This is a genomic window from Micromonospora sp. NPDC049081 (genome assembly GCF_040648835.1).
GTDB lineage: Bacteria > Actinomycetota > Actinomycetes > Mycobacteriales > Micromonosporaceae > Micromonospora > Micromonospora antibiotica.
The window spans coordinates 34,791-54,192 of record NZ_JBEZEK010000033.1 but is presented as its reverse complement, the minus strand read 5'-3'; the positions used below and the strand labels follow the sequence as shown (position 1 = coordinate 54,192).

The window sequence follows — 19,402 nt, the reverse complement described above, 5'->3', positions numbered from 1 at the left end:
GGCCCGGACCCGGACCAGGACCCGGACCAGGGCCCGGACCTGGGCCCGGACCTGGGCCCGGTCCGGGCCACCGGGCCCGGATTGGCGCTGACGCGCGGGCGGAGGGAGTGGCTAGCGTCGGTGGCATGGAGCTGGAACAGGCACGTGAGCTGTGGCAGCCGGAGCCGGGCTGGTTGAACACCGCCAGCTACGGGCTCCCACCCGAGCCGGTCTGGACGGCGGTGCAGGGCGCGCTCGCCGACTGGCGGGTGGGGCGTACCTCGTGGGAGGGGTGGGGAGAGGCGACCGGGCGGTCCCGGGAGGCCTTCGCCGGGCTGATCGGGGTGCCGGTGGCGGACGTCGCGGTGGCCAGCACCGTGTCGCAACTGCTCGCGCCGATCGCCGCCGCCCTGCCCGCCGGGGCCACCGTGGTCGTCCCGGAGGTCGAGTTCACCTCCAACCTGTTCCCCTGGCTGGTGCAGCAGGAGCGCGGGGTGCGGGTGCGTACCGTGCCGTTGGCCGGTCTGCGGGACGCGATCGACGCCGGCACCGACCTGGTGGCGTTCAGTCTGGTGCAGTCCGCCGACGGGGCCGTCGCCCCGTACGCCGAGATCGTGGCCGCCGCCCGCGCGCACGACGCGTTGGTGGTGGTGGACGCCACCCAGGCGTGCGGGTGGCTGCCGTTCGACGGGTCGCTGGCCGACGCGGTCGCGGTGGGGACGTACAAGTGGCTGATGTCGCCGCGCGGCTCGGCGTTGGCCTATCTGGCTCCGGCGCTGCGGGAGCGGATGCGGCCGGACGCCGCCGGCTGGTACGCGGGTAAGGACCCGCACTCCACCTACTACGGTCCGCCGCTGCGGTTGGCCGACGACGCCCGCCGGTTCGACATCTCCCCGGCCTGGTTCAGCTGGGTGGGCACCGCGCCGGCCCTGGAGCTGGTCGCCGCGCTCGGCCCGGCGGTGATCGGCGCGTACGACGTGGGGTTGGCGAACCGTTTCCTGGCCGGGCTGGGCAAACCACCGGGGCGCAGCGCGATCGTCGCGGTGGAGGTGCCCGACGCGCGGCAGCGGTTGGCGCGGGCCGGGGTCCGGGCGGCGGTGCGCGCCGGACAGGTCCGGGTCGCGTTCCACCTCTACACCACCGAGGCGGACGTGGATCTGGCGTTGACGGCGTTGACCGACTGAGCCGCCGCAGATAATCCACCGACGGCGCATCCAGACCGTGCCGTCCGGGCGAATCCCCTGGTAATGGTGAGCTACCCGGGGGTGCGTCTGGTGTTGACAGATCCGATGCCGGTGGAGGCCGTCGAGACGACCCGCAGGCGGCTCGCGGCAGCCGCCGATGACCTCGACGCCAACCTGGTCGCCGCGCTGGTGCTGGAGTTCGCCGCCGACGCCGGGGTGGTGGCGGCCTGGGAGCGGCTCTGCGTGCCGATGCTGGCCGGGCTGCGGGGGCGCGACGCCGCCGAGATCGCCGTCGAGCACGCCCTGTCCGAGGGCATCCGGATCGGGCTGGACGTGCACCGCCGTGCTCCCGTCCGGCAGTTGCGCGCCGACGGTGTGCTGCTCGCCGGTGCCGAGCACGAGGCGCACTGCCTGGGCCTGCACGCGGTGGCCGCCGCACTGCGCGAGCAGGGTCGGGGCTGCCTGCACCTGGGGCCGGACCTACCCTGGGCGGCGCTGCGTTCCGCCGTCCTGCGGGCCCGCCCGCGGGTCGTGGTGGTCTGGTCGCAGACGCCGGTCACCGGCCGCGCGTACCGCCTGGTCCGCTTCGGCCGCGATGTCCCGGGGGTACGCGTGTACGCCGCCGGGCCGGGCTGGATCGGGCCCCTGCCGCCCCCGGCGACCCGGTTGACCAGCTTCTCCGCTGCCCTGGCCGCGTGCGGTGTGCCGGCCTGAGTCGCGCCTCGACCGTCCAGGGTGGCGTGACCCGCACCACATCCGATACGAACCGGTGCCGTATCGAAACATCCCCCTCGTAAGGTGAGTGTCGTTACGAGTCTGCCCCGTATCGTATTGCCGGTACGGGTGAACCGGGGGGAGCACCGGAGCGTATGCAACCGCACGAGAACACCGGACATCCGAGACGATGGGCGATCCTCGGCGTGCTGGTGGTCAGCCTGCTCGTCGTCGTCCTCGACAACACCATCCTCAACGTCGCGCTGCGTACCCTGGCCGACCCGGTGCACGGCCTCGGGGCCAGCCAGGGCGAGCTGGAATGGGCGATCAACTCCTACACCCTCGTCTTCGCCGGCCTGCTGTTCACCTTCGGGGTGCTCGGGGACCGGGCCGGCCGCCGCCGGTTCCTGCTCGTCGGCCTGGTCCTGTTCGGCCTGTCGTCCCTGCTGTCGGCGTACGCGCAGAGCCCCGGCCAGCTGATCGCGGCCCGCGCCCTGATGGGCATCGGTGGCGCGGCGATCATGCCGGTCACCCTGTCGATCATCTCCAACGTGTTCGACCCCCGGGAACGGGGCCGCGCGATCGGCGTCTGGGCCGGCGCGGTCGGCCTGGCGGTGGCGATCGGCCCGATCCTCGGCGGCGCGCTGCTGGAACACTTCTGGTGGGGCTCGGTCTTCCTGATCAACGTGCCGGTGGTGGTGCTCGGCGTGCTGCTGGTCGCCCTGCTGGTGCCCGAGTCCCGCGACCCCCGGCCCGGCCGGGTCGACATCCTCGGCGTGCTGCTGTCGGTCGTCGGGCTGGTCGCGCTGACCTACGGCATCATCGACGGCGGCGAGCACGGCTTCGGCCGGCCCACGGTCTGGGCCGCCATCCTGGGCGGAGTGGCGGTGCTGGCCTGGTTCGTCGAGCACGAGCGGCGCAGTGACCACCCGTCGCTGGACGTCCGGCTGTTCCGGGTGCCCCGGTTCGCCGCGCCGGTGGCGATCGTCGGCCTGGTCTTCTTCGCCGCGATGGGCGTGATGTTCTTCAGCTCGTTCTACATGCAGCTGGTCCGGGGCTACAGCCCGTTGGAGACCGGCCTGTTCTTCCTGCCGTTCGCCGGGGCCCAGCTGGTCTTCGCGCCGCGCAGCGCCGCGATGGTGCGCCGGTACGGCGGCCGGGCGGTCGCCACGGTCGGCCTCGTGCTGACCGCCGTGGCGCTGGCCGCGTTCGCCTTCATCGACGCCACCACGCCGATCTGGGTGGTGCTGGTGGCCTTCTTCCTCCAGGGCGTCGGGATGGCGAACATCATGCCCCCGGCCACCGAGTCGATCATGTCGGCGCTGCCCCGGGAGAAGGCCGGCGTCGGCTCGGCGGTCAGCAACACCGTCCGCCAGGTCGCCGGCGCGCTGGGCGTCGCGGTCCTCGGCTCGGTGCTGTCCGCCGTCTACCGGCAGGACATCGCCGCGACCGTCGACAGCCTGCCCGCCCCCGCCCGGGAGGCGACCACCGAGTCGGTCTTCGGGGCGTACGCGGCGGCGGCGCAGGTCGGCCCGGCGGCACCGAAGCTGATCGCGGCGGCCAACGACGCGTTCGTCTCGGCCATGCACTGGGCGGCGGCGATCTCCGCGGTGGTGGCCGCCCTCGGCATCCTCATCGTGCTGCGCTGGATGCCGGGCCGCACCGCCACGGCCACCGACGCGACGCCGGTGGCGGAGCGGGAACTGGCCGCAACCACATAGGGCCGGGAACAATGTCTGACATGAACCCCACCGCCGATGCTCCGCGGTCGCCCGGGCGACCGCGGAGCGTCCGCGCGGACGAGGCCATCGTCGAGGCCACCCTGGACCTGCTCGCCGAGGGCAGCACCCTCGAGGCACTGTCGATCGAGGCGATCGCGGCCCGTGCCGGGGTGGGCAAGGCCACCATCTACCGCCGCTGGCCCGGCAAGGACGCCCTGCTGCTCGACGCCCTGCGCCGGCTCAAGGGGGTGGTCCCCCAGCCGGCCGGGCACTCCGTGCGCGACGACCTGGTGCTGCTGGTCGGCGCGGTCGGGCACAACATCGACCCCCGGGCCGAGCGGATCATGCCGTGCCTGGTGCCCGAGGTGAACCGCAGCCCGGACCACTTCCAGCTCTACCAGAACATCATCGAGCCCCGCCGCAAGATCATGCGGGAGGTGCTCCGCCGGGGCGTGGCCACCGGCGAACTGCGCGCCGATCTCGACATCGAGGTGGCCATGGCGCTGCTCACCGGGCCGATGCTGGTCCAGCGGCTGCTGCGCTGGCACCCGGAGCTGGACGACCGGTTGCTCCCCGAACGGGTCGTCGACGGCGTGCTCGACGGCCTGCGTACCCGCTGAGCCCCACCGGCGGGCGGCGTGTCCGCCCACCGGCGTGTCGGGGTGGACCAGTAGGGTGTCGAACACCCGTACTGTCGAGGGGCCTGGAGGAGACGGCGTGCGTGTGCTGGGCGTCGACCCGGGGCTGACCCGGTGCGGGGTCGGCGTGGTCGAGGGCGTGCCGGGGCGGCCCTGCTCGCTGGTCGCCTACTACGTCGTCTACACCGATCCCGCCGACGACCTGTCGCTGCGGCTGCTGCACCTGGACCGGTCGTTGACTGGCCTGGTCGCCGAGCACCGACCCGACGCGGTCGCCGTGGAGCGGGTGTTCAGCCAGCACAACGTGCGCACCGTGATGGGCACCGCCCAGGCCAGCGGGATCGCCGTGCTGGCCGGGGCGCGGGCCGGGCTGCCGGTGCAGACCTACACGCCGAGCGAGGTCAAGGCCGCGGTGACCGGGTCCGGTCAGGCCGACAAGAAGCAGATGACCGCCATGGTCACCCGGCTGCTGCGGCTGGCCGAGCCGCCCAAGCCGGCCGACGCGGCGGACGCCCTGGCCCTGGCCATCTGCCACGTGTGGCGGGGCGGCACCCGGTCCAAGCTGGCCGAGGCCGCCGACCGGGTTCGACGAGGAGGAGCACGATGATCGCCAGCGTGCGCGGCACGGTGACCGCGACCGGTCCGGACCATGCCGTGGTGGAGGTCGGGGGGATCGGCCTGGCGGTGCAGTGCGCCCCCGGCACCCTGGCCGAGCTGCGGGTCGGCCAGCCGGCCCGGCTCGCCACCAGCCTGGTGGTCCGGGAGGACTCGCTCACCCTCTACGGCTTCGCCGACGACGACGCCAAGCAGCTGTTCGAGCTGCTCCAGACGGCCAGCGGGGTCGGCCCGCGGCTGGCCCAGGCGGTGCTCGCCGTGCACACCCCGGACGCGGTGCGCAAGGCCATCGCCAACGCCGACACCGCCGCCCTGACCCGGGTGCCGGGGATCGGCAAGAAGGGTGCCGAGCGGTTGGTCCTGGAGCTGCGTGACCGGATCGGCCCGGTGCCGGTGGGGCCCGACGGCGCGGCCGGGGTGACCGCCGGGGCCTGGCCGGACCAGGTCCGCCAGGCGCTGGTCGGGCTCGGCTGGACGGCCGGGCAGGCCGACCAGGCGGTGGCCGCCGTGGCGGAGACCGTCGACGGCCCCACCCCGCCGGTGCCGGTCCTGCTCAAGCAGGCCATCCGACTGCTCGGCCGGACCCGGTGACCGGCGTGGCACGGTCGCGGTCGGGGCGGCCGGCATGAGCGGCGACGGCCTGGTCTCGGCGTACGCCGACGACGCGGAGCGGGACGCCGAGGTCAGCGTCCGGCCGAAGCGGCTCGACGAGTTCATCGCCCAGCACCGGGTCCGCGACCAGCTCGACCTGCTGTTGCAGGGCGCGATGCGGCGCGGCGCCCCGCCCGACCACATCCTGCTGTCGGGGCCCCCCGGCCTCGGGAAGACGACGTTGGCCAACATCGTGGCCGCCGAGCTGGGGTCCGGTATCCGGGTGACCAGCGGGCCGGTGATCGAGCGCTCCGGCGACCTGGCCGCCATCCTGACCAGCCTCGCCGAGGGCGACGTGCTGTTCATCGACGAGATCCACCGGATCGCCAAGCCGGCGGAGGAGCTGCTCTACAGCGCGATGGAGGACTTCCGGGTCGACGTGATCGTCGGCAAGGGGCCGGGGGCCACCGCCATCCCGCTGGACGTGGAGCCGTTCACCCTGGTCGGTGCCACCACCCGGTCCGGCCTGCTGACCGGTCCGATGCGGGACCGGTTCGGTTTCGTCGCGCACCTCGACTTCTACTCCCCGGCCGACCTGGAGGCGTTGCTGCACCGGTCGGCGCGCATCCTGGGCGTGCCGATCACCCCGGAGGGGGCGGTGGAGATCTCCGGCCGGTCCCGGGGCACGCCCCGGATCGCCAACCGGCTGCTGCGCCGGGTGCGCGACTACGCCGAGGTCCGGGCCGAGGGGGTGGTCACCCTGGAGACCGCGCGCGCTGCCCTGACCGTCTACGACGTGGACGCCCTGGGGCTGGACCGGCTGGACCGGGCGGTGCTGACCGCGCTGGTCGACTCGTTCCGGGGTGGGCCGGTGGGCCTGTCCACCCTGGCGGTGGCGGTGGGGGAGCAGCCGGACACGGTGGAGGAGGTCTGCGAGCCGTTCCTCGTCCGCGCTGGACTGCTGGCCCGTACGCCCCGGGGGCGGGTGGCCACCGAGGCGGCCTGGCGGCACCTCGGCCGGACACCACCAAATGGTACATTTGGCATGGAAGCCCCCGCTGTGCCTGATCTGTTCTCGAACGCGCCCGATCCACCGTGATCTGAACGTGATCTGCGCCGCATTCGGCGTTCCCAGGTGCAGGGATTAGACTCGCCGCGGTCTGTACAGGATGTGAATATCCGCCTCCGCTCCGGCGCGCACCGCGCCGAACGGGGGCCAATGGGAAGGTCGCACACCGTGCTTTACGCAGCACAGTCCGGCGGAGGCGCCGGCAGTCTGACGCCGATCATCATGATCGCCCTGCTCTTCGGGGTCATGTACTTCATGATGATCCGGCCGCAGCAGAAGCGCCGCCGCGAGGCCGAGGCCATGCAGTCCGCGCTCGGCCCCGGTGACGAGGTCGTCACCATCGGCGGGCTCTACGGCACGGTCGTGGGCGTCGAGGACGACACCGTGCTGCTGGAGGTGGCTCCCGGCGTGCAGTCCCGTTACGCCCGGCCGGCCATCGCCCGGGTGGTCACCCGGGCGGAGCGTCCGGAGGCCGACGAGCCGGTCATCGAGGACGCGGAAGCCGTCAAGGAGTGAGTGTCACGCCCGCCCCGCCGGGGTGGGCGTGACAGGACAACTGGATAGGTGGGCCGGTCCCGGGGCCGGCACGCGCGCCCCGCCGTCCGACGCCCCCACGTCGGCGGTGGTACGCCGTGCCGCACGGTCGGGAGCGGTCCGCGCAGAGCACGTCGGGGCGGGAACCCCGCTCCGACCTCGTCGCCGCTGCGCCGGCGGCGCGACCGTTACAGGGAGACAGACAGCCGTGGCACCACCTCAGGGACAGATGCGCCCCGGGCGGCAGCTCGCCGTGCTCGGGTTCATCTTCGTCGTCCTCTATTCCTTGGTGTTCTTCTCGGGCGGTGCCAGCGGCGGCTGGAAGGACCGGCTGGAGCCCCGGCTCGGCCTGGACCTCATCGGTGGCACCCGGCTGACGCTGGAGGCGACCAACAGCATCGACGGTAAGCCCCCGACGTCGGCCAACCTGGAGGAGGCCCGGCAGATCATCGAGAGCCGGGTCAACGCCTACGGGGTGGCCGAGGCCGAGGTGGTCACCGAGGGCAACCGGAACATCGTCATCTCCCTGCCCGGTGAGAACCGCGACCTGACCGACGTCGGCAGCGCCGCGGAGCTGCGCTTCCGCAAGGTGCTCAAGGCCGCCGACGGCAGCGGTACGGTCGCCGCCCCGGCTCCGTCCGGCAGCGCGTCGCCGGCCCCGTCGGGTAGCGCCTCCCCGGCCCCGTCGGGCAGCGCGGCGCCGAAGGCCTCCGGCAGTGCGGCGCCGAAGGTGACCGGTTCGCCGAGCGCCGGTGGGCAGGGTGGTGGTGCCCCCGCGCCGAGCGCCAGCCCGAGCGCCTCCCCGTCCGGGTCGGCCTCGCCGAGCGCCCCGGCCGCCTCGCCCAGCGCCAGCGAGGCCCCGGTGCCGCAGAGCATCGAGGAGCAGCGCAAGGCCGTCGAGAAGAAGGTCGGCGCAGCCGCCTGGGCCGCCGCGAGCGGGCTCCAGGCCCCGGCCGACCTGGCCACCAACCCGGCCCTGGCGGAGACGTTCAAGCCGTTCGGCACGCTCTCCCCGCAGGAGATCGCGGTGCTGACCCCGCAGATGCAGTTCAACGTGCCGACCATCACCTGCGCCCAGCTCGACAAGCGGCCCCCCGCGTCGATCAAGGACGAGAAGCAGCAGGCGGTCGCCTGTGAGGGCGGCGCGGCGAAGTACCTGCTCGACCAGGCCAAGGTGGTCGGCACCGACGTCAAGGACGCCAACGCGGTCCTAGACCAGGCCAGCACCTGGGTGGTCAGCCTGAATTTCACCGGCGACGGCCAGTCCAAGTGGACCGAGCTGACCCGGGAGGCGTTCAACAACACCGGCGGCGGCTGCGACCAGACGGCCCTGGGCCAGGACGGCAAGTGCCGGGTGGCGGTGGTGCTGGACAACGAGATCGTCTCCTCGCCCGAGATCCAGGGCGTGCTGACCGGCGACTCGCAGATCACCGGCAGCTTCGACAACACCTCGGCCAACGCGCTGGCCAGCCAGCTGCGCTACGGCGCGCTGCCGGTCACCTTCGTGCCGCAGGAGCAGCAGAACGTCACCGCGACGCTGGGCGACAGCCACCTGCGGGCCGGTCTGCTGGCCGCCGGCATCGGCATGCTGCTGGTCATCATCTACTCGTTCTTCTACTACCGGCTGCTCGGCTCGGTCATCTTCCTGAGCCTGGTGCTCTCCGCGCTGCTGGTCTTCGGCGCGCTGGTGGTGCTCGGCCGGTCGATCGGCTTCACCCTCACCCTCGCCGGCATCGCCGGCATGATCGTCTCGCTCGGTGTGGCGGCCGACTCGTTCGTCATCTACTTCGAACGGCTTAAGGACGAGATCCGGGAGGGGCGCAGCCCACGCAGCGCGGTGGGCCGGGCCTGGATCCGGGCCCGCCGGACTATCATCTCGGCCAACGCGATCACCCTGATGTCCGCCGTGGTGCTCTACATCGTCTCGGTCGGCACGGTGAAGGGCTTCGCCTTCGCCCTCGGCCTGGCGACCGTGCTCGACCTGGTGGTCGTCTTCCTCTTCCGGCACCCGATCATGACGATGTTCGCCCGGACCCCGGCGTTCCTGTCGCCCCGGGTCAGCGGCCTCGGTCGGGCCCTGCCAGCCCGTTCGGCCGACCCGGCCACCGCCCGCAACTCGCGCGTCAAGGAGGCCTGAGATGGCTAAGAGTGGTCTGGCGTCCCGGCTCTACCGGGGCGAGGCCGGTCTCAACATCGTCGGCCGGCGCAAGTTGTGGTTCACCGTCGCCAGCGTGCTGGTGCTGATCGCCGTGCTCAGCTTCGCGGTGCGCGGCTTCAGCCTGGGCATCGAGTTCGCCGGCGGCAACTCGTTCCAGGTGCCGGCCAGCGTCGGCACCCTGGACCAGGCCGAGGACAAGGTCAACGAGGCGCTGGCGGCCGAGGGCGACGGCATCAAGGTGGTGACCGCGCAGAAGGTCGGCAGCACCAGCGGCGAGTACTACGAGCTGCGCACCTCGCAGCTCAGCGCCGACCAGGCCAACGCGGTCAAGGCCGAGATGGCGCAGGAGTTCGGCATCAACGCCGACCAGATCAGCGGCAGCCAGGTCAGCGAGGCGTGGGGCAGCCAGGTGACCTCCCGGGCGCTGCTCGGCCTGATCATCTTCGTCCTGGTGGTGGCGGCCTACCTGGTGCTGCGCTTCGAGTGGCGGATGGCGGTCGCGGCGATCATCTCGCTGTTCATGAACCTGATCCTCACCGCCGGCATCTACTCGCTCGTCGGCTTCGAGGTCACCCCGTCGACCATCATCGGGTTCCTCACCATCCTGGGCTTCGCGCTCTACGACGTGGTGGTGGTCTTCGACAAGGTCCAGGAGAACACCCGGGGCATCACCGCCAACAACAACCAGACCTACGGCGAGGCGGCCAACCTGGCGCTCAACCAGAGCCTGATGCGGTCGTTGAACACCTCGGTGGTCGCCCTGCTCCCGGTCGGCGGTCTGCTCTTCATCGGTGCCGGCCTGCTCGGCGCGGGCACCCTGAAGGACCTGGGCCTGGTGCTCTTCGTCGGTATGGCGATGGCGTTCCTGACCTCGATCCTGCTGTCCACCCCGTTGCTGGTGCTGCTCAAGAACAAGGACCCGCGCATCGAGGCGCACACCAAGCGGGTGCTGGCCCGGCGGGGCGCGATCGCCCGGGGCGAGGTCGTCCCGCGTGGCGCGGCCCGGCAGGCGACTGCCGACGAGGCCACCGACGAGCCGATCGACCTGGACGCGGCGGCCCTGGCCGGCAGCGCCCCGAAGGTCGGTTCCCGGCCGGCCGCCAAGCGGTCGACCGGCGCCCGGGGTGGTCGACCCAGCGGCGGCGGGGGCAACCGCCCCGGTGGCGCGAAGCGGCGCTGACCGACGGGCGACCCGCCACACGTCGAGTCGACGGCGTCCGCCATGCTGTGCGAGCAGCATGGCGGACGCCGTCGTCGTAGCGAAGGAGAATCGACCATCGTGACGGAGACCCACAGCACCGCGGTACGGGGAGACAGCGGCCCGCAGGTCGCCCGGCTGGTCGCCAGCCGGGTGCTGGACGTGCCGGACTTCCCCAAGCCCGGTGTCCTGTTCAAGGACCTGATGCCGTTGTTCGCCGACGGCGACGTGTTCCGCGAGGTGATCGACGGCATCATCGACCACCACGGGCGGGACAGCTTCGACATCGTGGTCGGCATCGAGGCCCGGGGTTTCGTGATCGCCGCCGCGATCGCGTACGCGACCGGGATGGGGGTGGTGCCGGTGCGCAAGGCGGGCAAGCTGCCCCGGCCGGCGTACTCGGCCTCCTACGCCCTGGAGTACGGCGAGGCGACGCTCGAGGTGCACCAGGACGCCTTCACCGCCGGGCACCGGGTGCTGGTGGTCGACGACGTGCTGGCCACCGGTGGCACCGCCGAGGCGACCCTCGATCTGGTCGAGCGGGCCGGTGGCACGGTGGCCGGCTTCACCGTACTGCTGGAGTTGGGTTTCCTGGGTGGGCGGGAGCGGCTCGCCGGGCGTCCGGTGCATGCCCTGCTGACCGTGTGACGCCCGGTCGTCCCGCCGACCTGGGACGGACCGTCCGGCGGAGCGGCACGGCACCTACCGTGCGGGTAGCATTGCCCATTGCTGACCGGGCGATCACCCGTCCGGGCGGCGGGCAGGGCGTCGGCCGGGGGCCGGCGGGTAACGCCATCGGCCCCGACGGCGGCCGATGGGAACATGCCGGCGCGACGGCCGGTTGGAAGACAGGCGTCGGCCGCACGGTCGGCGTGGTCCCGGCGATCGGTGAGGAGGCCGGTGTCCCACGATGTCGTCCCTCCGGTGGAGGGCACGGTGCACCCGACAGGCGACGCTGACGGCGCGGTGACCGCTCGGAAGAACGACCCACCGGTCGGCCCGGCGGGGGTCGGCGACGACGTCGCTGCCACGCTCGACGGCATGGCAGCCGGGGCGGCGCTCGACGACGACCCGTCCCCGAGCGCCGGTTTCGCGTTGTCCAACGCGCCGACCGGGCGTCGGGTGCGGGCGCGGCTGGCCCGGTTCAACGCCCCCTGGCAGAGTTCCCAGGTCAGCGAGGTGCTCGAACCGCTGATCGCCAGCCACCGGGAAAACCATCCCAAGGCGGATGCCCGGCTGCTCCAGCGCGCCTTCGACACCGCCGCGCGGTGGCACTCCGGTCAGTACCGCAAGTCCGGTGACCCGTACATCACCCACCCGCTGGCGGTGGCGACCATCCTGGGCAACCTGGGGATGGACACCACCACGCTGGTGGCGGCGCTGCTGCACGACACGATCGAGGACACCGAGTACACCCTCGACCAGATGCGCACCGACTTCGGTCCCGAGGTCACCCTGCTCGTCGACGGCGTGACGAAGCTGGACAAGGTCAAGCTGGGCGACGCGGCCAAGGCGGAGACGATCCGCAAGATGGTCGTGGCGATGGCGAAGGACCCCCGGGTCCTGGTGATCAAGCTGGCCGACCGGCTGCACAACATGCGGACGCTGTCCTTCCTGCCGGCCCCGAAGCGGGAGCAGAAGGCCAAGGAGACGCTGGAGATCCTGGCGCCGCTGGCCCACCGCCTCGGTATGAACACGATCAAGTGGGAGCTGGAGGACCTGGCCTTCGGCACCCTGTTCCCCAAGCGCTACGAGGAGATCCTCCGGCTGATCGGGGAGCACCAGCCGCAGCGGGAGTCGCTGCTCAAGCAGGTCACCCAGAAGGTCGGCACCGACCTCAAGGCCGCGAAGATCAAGGCGGAGACCACCGGCCGGCCGAAGCACCTCTACTCGATCTACCAGAAGATGATCGTGCGGGGGCGGGACTTCAACGACATCTACGACCTGGTCGGGGTGCGCATCCTGGTCGACACGGTGCGGGACTGCTACGCGGCGTTGGGGGTCATCCACGCCAACTGGCAGCCGGTGCCGGGCCGGTTCAAGGACTACATCGCGATGCCCAAGTTCAACATGTACCAGTCGTTGCACACGACGGTCATCGGGCCCACCGGCAAGCCGGTGGAGATGCAGATCCGCACCTACGCGATGCACCGCACCGCCGAGTTCGGTATCGCCGCGCACTGGAAGTACAAGGAGCACAAGGGCACCCAGATCGTCGGCCCGCCCGCGCACATCGACGAGATGACCTGGCTGCGGCAGCTGCTGGACTGGCAGCGGGAGGCCGCCGACCCGTCGGAGTTCCTCGACGCGTTGCGCTTCGACCTGTCCAGCCAGGAGGTGTACGTCTTCACCCCCAAGGGGGACGTCATCCCGCTGCCGACCGGGTCGACGCCGGTGGACTTCGCGTACGCGGTGCACACCGAGGTCGGGCACAAGTGCATCGGGGCACGGGTCAACGGCAAGCTGGTGCCGTTGGAGTCGGCGCTGTCCAACGGCGACGTGATCGAGATCTTCACCTCGAAGTCCGACACGGCCGGTCCGACGCAGGACTGGCTGAGCTTCGTCAAGAGCCCCCGGGCGCGCACCAAGATCCGCCAGTACTTCAACAAGGAGCGGCGTGAGGAGGCGATCGAGGCCGGTAAGGACTCGATCGTCAAGGCGATGCGCAAGCAGGGCATGCCGTTGCAGCGGATGCTCACCTCCGACGCGTTGATGGCGATCGCCCGGGACCTGCACCTCGCCGACGTCGCGTCGCTCTACGCGGCGGTCGGCGACAGCCAGGTGTCGGCGCAGTCGGTGGTGCAGAAGCTGATGGCCGCGTACGGCGGTGAGGAGGGCGCGGCGGAGGACATCGCCGAGACCGCCGTCGCCACCCGTCCGCCGCACAGCCGGCAGAACAGCAGCGACCCCGGGGTGGTGGTGCGGGGCGTCAGCGACGTCTGGATCAAGCTGGCCCGGTGCTGCACGCCGGTGCCCCCGGATTCGGTCTTCGGGTTCGTCACCCGTTCCGGCGGGGTCAGCGTGCACCGTGACGACTGCGCCAACGCCGAGGACCTGCGGGCCCAGGCCGAGCGGGTGGTGGAGGTCAGCTGGAAGCTCACCTCCGCCTCCACGTTCCTGGTGGCCATCCAGGTGGAGGCACTCGACCGGCACAAACTGCTGGCCGACGTCACCCGGGTGCTCTCCGAGGAGCGGGTCAACATCCTGTCGGCGACGGTCACCACCACCCGGGACCGGGTGGCGGTGAGCCGGTTCAGCTTCGAGATGGCCGACCCGAAGCACCTGGGGCACCTGCTGGCCGCCGTCCGCAAGGTCGACGGGGTCTTCGACGCCTACCGGGTCACCTCCGGCGCCTGACGGGCCTGGGGAACCTCCGCCCGGCGGCTCACCCGACCGCCGGGCCGGCGGCCCACCCGACCGTCCGGGAGCCGTCCGGAGGCGCCCCCGGGAGGGTTCCGGACACCAGGGTCACGAAAGCGCCCGCCGGCTCAGCCGGCGGGCGCTTCGTCGTACCCGAGGGGTCAGCCCTCGATGTCGCTCATGGTCAGCTTGGTGATGGTGACCTCCTTCTTGGGGTGGCCACCCCCGGCCTGCTGCGCGTAGGCCTTGTCGTCACCGGCCGCCCCGACCTGCTTGACCAGGTCCATGCCGGAGGTGACGGTGCCCAGCACGGTGTAGTTCGGGTCGAGCTGCGAGTCGCCGTAGACGATGAAGAACTGGCTGCCGGTGGTGCCCTGCCCGGCGTTGGCCATCGCGATGACGCCCTCCGGGTAGGGGGGCCGCTTGTCGGTCGGCAGGTTCTCCTCGGCCATGCCGTAGCTCGGCCCGCCGGTGCCGTCGGTCTGCCGCCAGCCGGCGCCGGTCGCGCTCGGGTCGCCGCACTGGAGCACCTTGATGCCCTCGGTCACCAGCCGGTGGCACTTGGTGTTGTCGAAGAAGCCCTTGCTGGCCAGGTGGGTGAAGCTGCCGGCGGTGCAGGGCACCTTGGTCCGGTCGAGCTTGGCGACGATCGGACCCAGGTTGGTCTCCAGGGTCAGCGTCTGGGTGCCCTTGTTGGCCTGCTGGTTGGGGGGCAGCCCGACGTCCTTGATCTGCGCGGGCCGGCCCTCCTTGGGCGCCTCGTTGTAGGTGCACTGCGAGAAGCCCTCGGTGCTGGCGGTCTGCTGCTTGTTGTCGTCGTCATCACCGCCGAGGCTGGTCGCCAACCAGACGGTGCCGGCGACCACGAGCACCAGGATCGCGGCGGCCCCGACGATCGCCTGCGTCTGCCGGCGCTTGCGGGCCTTGGCCGAACGTTCGGCCATCTCCCGCTCAAGTCGGGCCCGCGCCGCCGCGCGCTGCCGCTCTCTCGTGGACGTCACGGTCACTCCTCCTGGGCTTTCTCTGGCGCGGCGTGGCCGCAGGTACGGGTGGTGGGCCGGCTCAGCCGGCGCTGGGGCTGGCCGCCGGGGACGCGGCCGGGGAACCGGTCGCCGGAGCCGGCGCGGCCTGCGCCTCGCCGACGGTCAGCTTGCGGATCAGCACGTCGGTCTTGGGCTTGACCTTGGCGCCCGCCCCGTTGTCCACGGTCGGCTGGGCGCCGATCTTTTCGACCACGTCGAGGCCGCCGGTGATCCGGCCGATGATCGGGTACGCCGGCTGGGCCGGGCTGGAGTCCTTGAAGAAGAGCAGGAACTGGCTGCCGTTGGCGCCCGGCGGGTTGCTGATCATCGCGACCGTGCCCTTGGGGTAGGTCGGCGGCTGCCCGGGCGGCGGGCTGGCCGAGGGGCTCGCCTCGGGCGCGGTCGGCACGTTCTCGTTGTAGAACGAGTAGCTGGGGCCGCCCAGCCCGGTGCCGCTCGGGTCGCCGCAACGCAACGCACCCTCGGTGGTGATCTCGTGGCACTTGGTGTTGTCGTAGAACGACTTGCCGGCCAGGTGGGCGATGCTCGCCCCGGCGCACGGCGCCGCCGCGAGGTCCAGCTCGGCGGTGACCGGGCCGCCCTGGTCGGTGTCGATCGTCATGGTGCGTACCCCGGTGGTGGGCAGACCGGTGGTGGCCGGGGTGCCGACGTCCTTGAGGTTGGTGTTGGCGGCCGCGTCCTGCGGCGTCCAGAGGCAGACGTCCTCGGCGGCCTTCTGCTCGGGGTCGCTGTCGAAGGCACCCAGCCCCCAGGCCGCGCCGGCCACGATCAGCACCAGCACCACGGCCGCACCGACCCCGGCCTGGATCTGCCGACGCCGTCGGGCGGCGGCGGCCCGCCGGGCCAACTGCCGGTCGAGCTTCTCCCGCGCGAGCTTGCGCTGCCGGTCCCTGCTGGAAGCCACCCGTGCTCCCCTCCTCTACCCTGGTCGTCACCGGCGGTCGGGCCGTACGCGCCACGATGTCCGCAGGTGCGCCACGCCACACGCCCGCCAGAGTGTACGGGTACCCGCTGTGAAAGTGGTGTACGAGGGCCGGCCTGGGTTTATCAAAGTGCGTCACTGTGCCGTACGGGGCCCGTGGTGCGGGTGGGCGCGGATATCGGATCGCGCCGACGACTAGGCTGCCCAGGAGACGGACGACTCGAACGAAAGGGGAGCGGACGTGCTCGTGGCCGGCTTTCCCGCGGACGCCTTCGGCACCAACTGCTACGTGGTGGCGACCGCGCCGGGGGAGCAGTGCGTGGTGGTCGACCCCGGTATCGGGGTGCTCGACCGGCTCGACGCCGTACTCGCCGAGCACCGCCTGCACCCGGCCGCCGTGCTGCTCACCCACGGCCATCTCGACCACACCTTCTCCGTCGCCCCGGTCTGCGGTGCGCGCGGCATCCCGGCGTACGTCCACCCGGAGGACCGGGAGCTGCTGGCCGACCCGACCAAGGCGCTGTCGATGGACCTCACCGCGCTGTTCGGCGGCCGGCTGCCGTACACCGAGCCGGACGACGTCGCGGAGCTGACCGACGGGGCGACGCTGGCGCTGGCCGGCCTGGAGATCACCGTCGACCACGCGCCGGGCCATACCGGCGGGTCGGTGCTGTTCCGGCTGCCCGGCACCGGCTCGCCCTGGGAGGCCGACCAGCTCTGCCTCTCCGGTGACGTGCTCTTCGCCGGCTCGATCGGTCGCACCGACCTGCCCGGCGGCAGCATGCCCCGGATGCTGGCCAGCCTGCGGGAGAAGGTCCTCCCGTTGGCCGACGACACGGTCGTGCTGCCCGGCCACGGCCCGAGGACCACCATCGGCCGCGAGCGGGTGCGCAACCCGTACCTGGTCGACGTGGCGGGCCCCGGTGGCGCACGTCCGGCCGCGCCCACCCGCGGCCTCTAGCTTCTCCTCCGCGCCGCGCGCGGACCTTTCGCTCTCACCGCGCCCGGCGCGGACCCGCAAGGAGTACGCCATGAGCAAGCCCACGCCCCTGTCCGGCTTCCCGGAGTGGACCACGTCGCAGCGGATGATCGAGCAGTTCGTCCTCGACCGGATCCGGCACACCTTCGAGCTGTACGGGTTCGCGCCGCTGGAGACCCGGTCGGTGGAGCCACTGGACCAGTTGCTGCGTAAGGGGGAGACCTCGAAGGAGGTCTACCTGCTGCGCCGGTTGCAGGCCGACGCGGATGGTCCGGCCGGTGACGATGCGCTCGGCCTGCACTTCGACCTGACCGTGCCGTTCGCCCGGTACGTGCTGGAGAACGCCGGCAAGCTCCAGTTCCCGTTCCGCCGCTATCAGATCCAGAAGGTGTGGCGGGGTGAGCGCCCGCAGGAGGGGCGCTACCGGGAGTTCCTCCAGGCCGACATCGACATCGTCGACCGGGACACCCTGCCGGCGCACTACGAGGCGGAGATGCCGCTGGTGATCGGGGACGCGCTGCGGTCGCTGCCGATCCCGCCGGTGCTGATCCAGGTGAACAACCGCAAGATCTGTGAGGGGTTCTACCGGGGCATCGGGCTGACCGACCCGGAGGCGGCGCTGCGCGCGGTCGACAAGCTCGACAAGATCGGCCCGGACAAGGTGGCCGACCTGCTGGCCGAGACGGCGGGGGCGAGCGTGGCCCAGGCGAAGGCGTGCCTGGCGCTGGCCGGGATCTCCGCCCCGGACGCCTCCTTCGCCGACGCGGTGCGCGCCCTCGGGGTGAGCGATCCGCTGCTCGACGAGGGCATCGCGGAGCTGGTCGCGGTGGTGGAGACGGCTGCCGCGCACGCGCCGGGGCTCTGCGTCGCCGACCTGCGGATCGCCCGGGGCCTGGACTACTACACGGGCACCGTCTACGAGACCCAGCTGCTCGGCTACGAGCGGTTCGGTTCGATCTGCTCCGGTGGCCGGTACGACAACCTGGCCAGCGCCGGTGCCGTGTCGTACCCGGGGGTCGGCATCTCGATCGGGGTGACCCGGCTGCTCGGCCTGCTCTTCGGCGCCGGGGCGCTGTCGGTCTCGCGCAGCGTGCCGACCTGTGTGCTGGTCGCGGTCGGTGCCGAGGAGGAGCGGGCGGGCAGCAACGCGGTCGCCGAGGCGCTGCGGTCGAGGGGGATCCCGACCGAGGTGTCACCGAACGCGGCCAAGTTCGGCAAGCAGATCCGCTACGCCGAGCGGCGTGGTATCCCGTACGTGTGGTTCCGGGGTGCCGAGGGTGACCAGGTCAAGGACATCCGTTCGGGCGAGCAGGTGAACGCCGTGCCGGCCGAGTGGACGCCGCCCCACGCGGACCTGAAGCCGCTGGTCGGCTGAGTCTCAGTTACTGGCGCGTACGCCGACGGGGACCTACGGTGGCGTAAGTTACGCCACCGTAGGGAGGGGCCCTGTGACCGAGCTGAGCCAGACCGCGCTGCTGCACGAACTCGAACCCGTGGTCGCCAAGAACCTCGACCGTCACCTCTCGGTGGCCAAGGAGTGGTTTCCGCACGAGTACGTGCCGTGGAGCGAAGGGCGGACCTTCGACGGCCCGCTCGGCGGCGAGGCGTGGTCGGAGGGGGACTCGACCCTGCCCGAGGTGGCCCGGACGGCGTTGATCGTCAACCTGCTCACCGAGGACAACCTGCCGTCGTACCACCATCAGATCGCCACCCTGTTCGGCCCGGACGGGGCGTGGGGGACGTGGGTGGGTCGGTGGACCGCCGAGGAGGGTCGGCACGGTACCGCCATCCGGGACTACCTCACGGTGTCCCGGGCGGTCGACCCGGTGGCCCTGGAGCGGGCCCGGATGGTGCACATGACCGCCGGCTACAGCAACTCGCACGACACGTCGATGCTGCGCTCGCTGGCGTACGTGTCGTTCCAGGAGTTGGCGACCCGCATCTCGCACCGCAACACCGGCCGGATCACCGGCGACCCGGTCTGCGAGGCGTTGCTGGGTCGCGTCGCGGCCGACGAGAACCTGCACATGATCTTTTACCGCAACCTGCTCGGCGCGGCCCTCGAGGTGGACCCGAACCAGACGATGCGTGCCATCGACGAGGTGCTGGCAGACTTCCAGATGCCCGGGGTGGGCATCGAGGGCTTCGCCCGCAAGTCGGTGACGATCGCCCTCGCCGGCATCTACGACCTGCGTCAGCACCGCGACGACGTGGTGGCCCCGGTGCTGCGCCAGTGGGACGTGTTCAACGTCGTCGGTCTGGACGCCGAGGGCGAGGCCGCCCGCGACCGGATCGCCGCCCACCTGGACGGCCTGGAGCAGGCCGCGTCCCGGTTCGAGGAGAAGCGCGACGCGCGCGCCGCCAAGCTGGCCGCCCGCGCCTGACCTGACCGTCCCCTCCGGCGTTTCACCACCCCCGTGCCTGCCCGCAGGCGCGGGGGTGTGCTGCGACCACGTCGCCACCCCCTGCGGCGGGCGCGTCGGGTGTGCCGTGCGGCGGGCGCGTCGGCGTGCCGCGCGGGTGGGACGGCTCTTCGGGCCCCCGCCGCTTCGCCCGAGGTTGTGCCGACGTCATGCGTCACCCGGTTGCCCCGTCCGTTCCTCGAGGTCGGTGACTTTCGGTGACAGGCCGGTGGGTGTGACGCGCCGTGACAACGGCTCCTCCCTCGTGCTCCTACCCTTCCGCGCTTTGCTCTGC

17 protein-coding genes are annotated in these 19,402 nt (G+C 72.0%); 15 read left to right on the top strand and 2 right to left on the bottom strand.

Annotated features, from left to right (window positions below):
* Positions 1-125: 125 nt before the first annotated feature.
* From AB0B63_RS29635 to AB0B63_RS29580, 12 genes are all read left to right on the top strand, one after another.
* On the top strand, positions 126-1,163 hold the full coding sequence (locus AB0B63_RS29635) for an aminotransferase class V-fold PLP-dependent enzyme (RefSeq protein ID WP_208569450.1): 1,038 nt from the start codon (positions 126-128) through the stop codon (positions 1,161-1,163).
* Between the two features lie 90 nt (positions 1,164-1,253).
* A complete protein-coding gene (locus AB0B63_RS29630; protein WP_357024719.1) occupies positions 1,254-1,877 on the top strand; it encodes a transcriptional regulator in 624 nt (207 codons plus the stop codon).
* Between the two features lie 155 nt (positions 1,878-2,032).
* Positions 2,033-3,598, top strand: coding sequence for an MFS transporter (locus tag AB0B63_RS29625; protein WP_357024716.1), 1,566 nt, complete (start codon positions 2,033-2,035; stop codon positions 3,596-3,598).
* 11 nt (positions 3,599-3,609) lie between these two features.
* Complete coding sequence (locus AB0B63_RS29620; RefSeq protein ID WP_357024713.1) at positions 3,610-4,218, top strand: TetR/AcrR family transcriptional regulator; 609 nt, start codon at positions 3,610-3,612, stop codon at positions 4,216-4,218.
* A gap of 97 nt (positions 4,219-4,315) precedes the next feature.
* Complete coding sequence (gene ruvC / locus AB0B63_RS29615) at positions 4,316-4,843, top strand: crossover junction endodeoxyribonuclease RuvC (protein WP_208569453.1); 528 nt, start codon at positions 4,316-4,318, stop codon at positions 4,841-4,843.
* Positions 4,840-5,442 carry a Holliday junction branch migration protein RuvA gene (gene ruvA, locus AB0B63_RS29610; protein WP_208569454.1) on the top strand — a complete coding sequence of 201 codons (603 nt, stop codon included), beginning with the start codon at positions 4,840-4,842 and terminating at the stop codon, positions 5,440-5,442. The genes ruvC and ruvA overlap by 4 nt, the downstream gene beginning before the upstream one ends.
* 34 nt (positions 5,443-5,476) lie before the next feature.
* The gene (ruvB, locus tag AB0B63_RS29605) at positions 5,477-6,541 is read left to right on the top strand and encodes a Holliday junction branch migration DNA helicase RuvB (RefSeq protein ID WP_208569455.1); all 1,065 of its coding nucleotides are present in this window, start codon (positions 5,477-5,479) and stop codon (positions 6,539-6,541) included.
* A gap of 138 nt (positions 6,542-6,679) precedes the next feature.
* On the top strand, positions 6,680-7,027 hold the full coding sequence (gene yajC, locus AB0B63_RS29600) for a preprotein translocase subunit YajC (protein WP_208569456.1): 348 nt from the start codon (positions 6,680-6,682) through the stop codon (positions 7,025-7,027).
* A gap of 226 nt (positions 7,028-7,253) precedes the next feature.
* On the top strand, positions 7,254-9,182 hold the full coding sequence (gene secD / locus AB0B63_RS29595) for a protein translocase subunit SecD (RefSeq protein WP_357024708.1): 1,929 nt from the start codon (positions 7,254-7,256) through the stop codon (positions 9,180-9,182).
* Between the two features lies 1 nt (position 9,183).
* Entirely contained in the window at positions 9,184-10,383 is a 1,200-nt protein-coding gene (secF, locus tag AB0B63_RS29590) for a protein translocase subunit SecF (RefSeq protein WP_357024705.1), read from the top strand.
* 99 nt (positions 10,384-10,482) lie between these two features.
* The gene (locus tag AB0B63_RS29585; protein WP_208569459.1) at positions 10,483-11,049 is read left to right on the top strand and encodes an adenine phosphoribosyltransferase; all 567 of its coding nucleotides are present in this window, start codon (positions 10,483-10,485) and stop codon (positions 11,047-11,049) included.
* Positions 11,050-11,325: 276 nt separating this feature from the next.
* Positions 11,326-13,758, top strand: coding sequence for a bifunctional (p)ppGpp synthetase/guanosine-3',5'-bis(diphosphate) 3'-pyrophosphohydrolase (locus tag AB0B63_RS29580; RefSeq protein WP_357024745.1), 2,433 nt, complete (start codon positions 11,326-11,328; stop codon positions 13,756-13,758).
* A 164-nt stretch (positions 13,759-13,922) separates the two neighbouring features.
* Here the strand turns inward: AB0B63_RS29580 and AB0B63_RS29575 are convergent, their stop codons facing one another.
* Both AB0B63_RS29575 and AB0B63_RS29570 read right to left on the bottom strand, forming a co-directional pair.
* Positions 13,923-14,762, bottom strand: coding sequence for a peptidylprolyl isomerase (locus AB0B63_RS29575; protein WP_208569460.1), 840 nt, complete (start codon positions 14,760-14,762; stop codon positions 13,923-13,925).
* Between the two features lie 61 nt (positions 14,763-14,823).
* Positions 14,824-15,708, bottom strand: coding sequence for a peptidylprolyl isomerase (locus AB0B63_RS29570; RefSeq protein WP_208569461.1), 885 nt, complete (start codon positions 15,706-15,708; stop codon positions 14,824-14,826).
* Positions 15,709-15,967: 259 nt separating this feature from the next.
* Here AB0B63_RS29570 and AB0B63_RS29565 point away from each other — a divergent pair, with 259 nt between their 5' ends.
* From AB0B63_RS29565 to AB0B63_RS29555, 3 genes are all read left to right on the top strand, one after another.
* Positions 15,968-16,687: an MBL fold metallo-hydrolase gene (locus tag AB0B63_RS29565; protein ID WP_208569462.1), complete on the top strand. Its 720-nt coding sequence runs from the start codon at positions 15,968-15,970 to the stop codon at positions 16,685-16,687.
* A 70-nt stretch (positions 16,688-16,757) separates the two neighbouring features.
* Entirely contained in the window at positions 16,758-18,080 is a 1,323-nt protein-coding gene (gene hisS / locus AB0B63_RS29560; RefSeq protein ID WP_357024701.1) for a histidine--tRNA ligase, read from the top strand.
* Between the two features lie 73 nt (positions 18,081-18,153).
* Positions 18,154-19,089, top strand: a complete 936-nt coding sequence (locus AB0B63_RS29555) for an acyl-ACP desaturase (RefSeq protein WP_208569464.1) — start codon at positions 18,154-18,156, stop codon at positions 19,087-19,089.
* Positions 19,090-19,402 lie beyond the last annotated feature (313 nt).

Bases quoted from the DNA above. Each gene is read 5' to 3' on its own strand.
- secF (WP_357024705.1), top strand. From the start codon at position 9,184: ATGGCTAAGAGTGGTCTGGCGTCCCGGCTCTACCGGGGCGAGGCCGGT.
- ruvB (WP_208569455.1), top strand. From the start codon at position 5,477: ATGAGCGGCGACGGCCTGGTCTCGGCGTACGCCGACGACGCGGAGCGG.
- AB0B63_RS29625 (WP_357024716.1), top strand. From the start codon at position 2,033: ATGCAACCGCACGAGAACACCGGACATCCGAGACGATGGGCGATCCTC.
- AB0B63_RS29620 (WP_357024713.1), top strand. From the start codon at position 3,610: ATGTCTGACATGAACCCCACCGCCGATGCTCCGCGGTCGCCCGGGCGA.
- AB0B63_RS29635 (WP_208569450.1), top strand. From the start codon at position 126: ATGGAGCTGGAACAGGCACGTGAGCTGTGGCAGCCGGAGCCGGGCTGG.
- ruvA (WP_208569454.1), top strand. From the start codon at position 4,840: ATGATCGCCAGCGTGCGCGGCACGGTGACCGCGACCGGTCCGGACCAT.
- hisS (WP_357024701.1), top strand. From the start codon at position 16,758: ATGAGCAAGCCCACGCCCCTGTCCGGCTTCCCGGAGTGGACCACGTCG.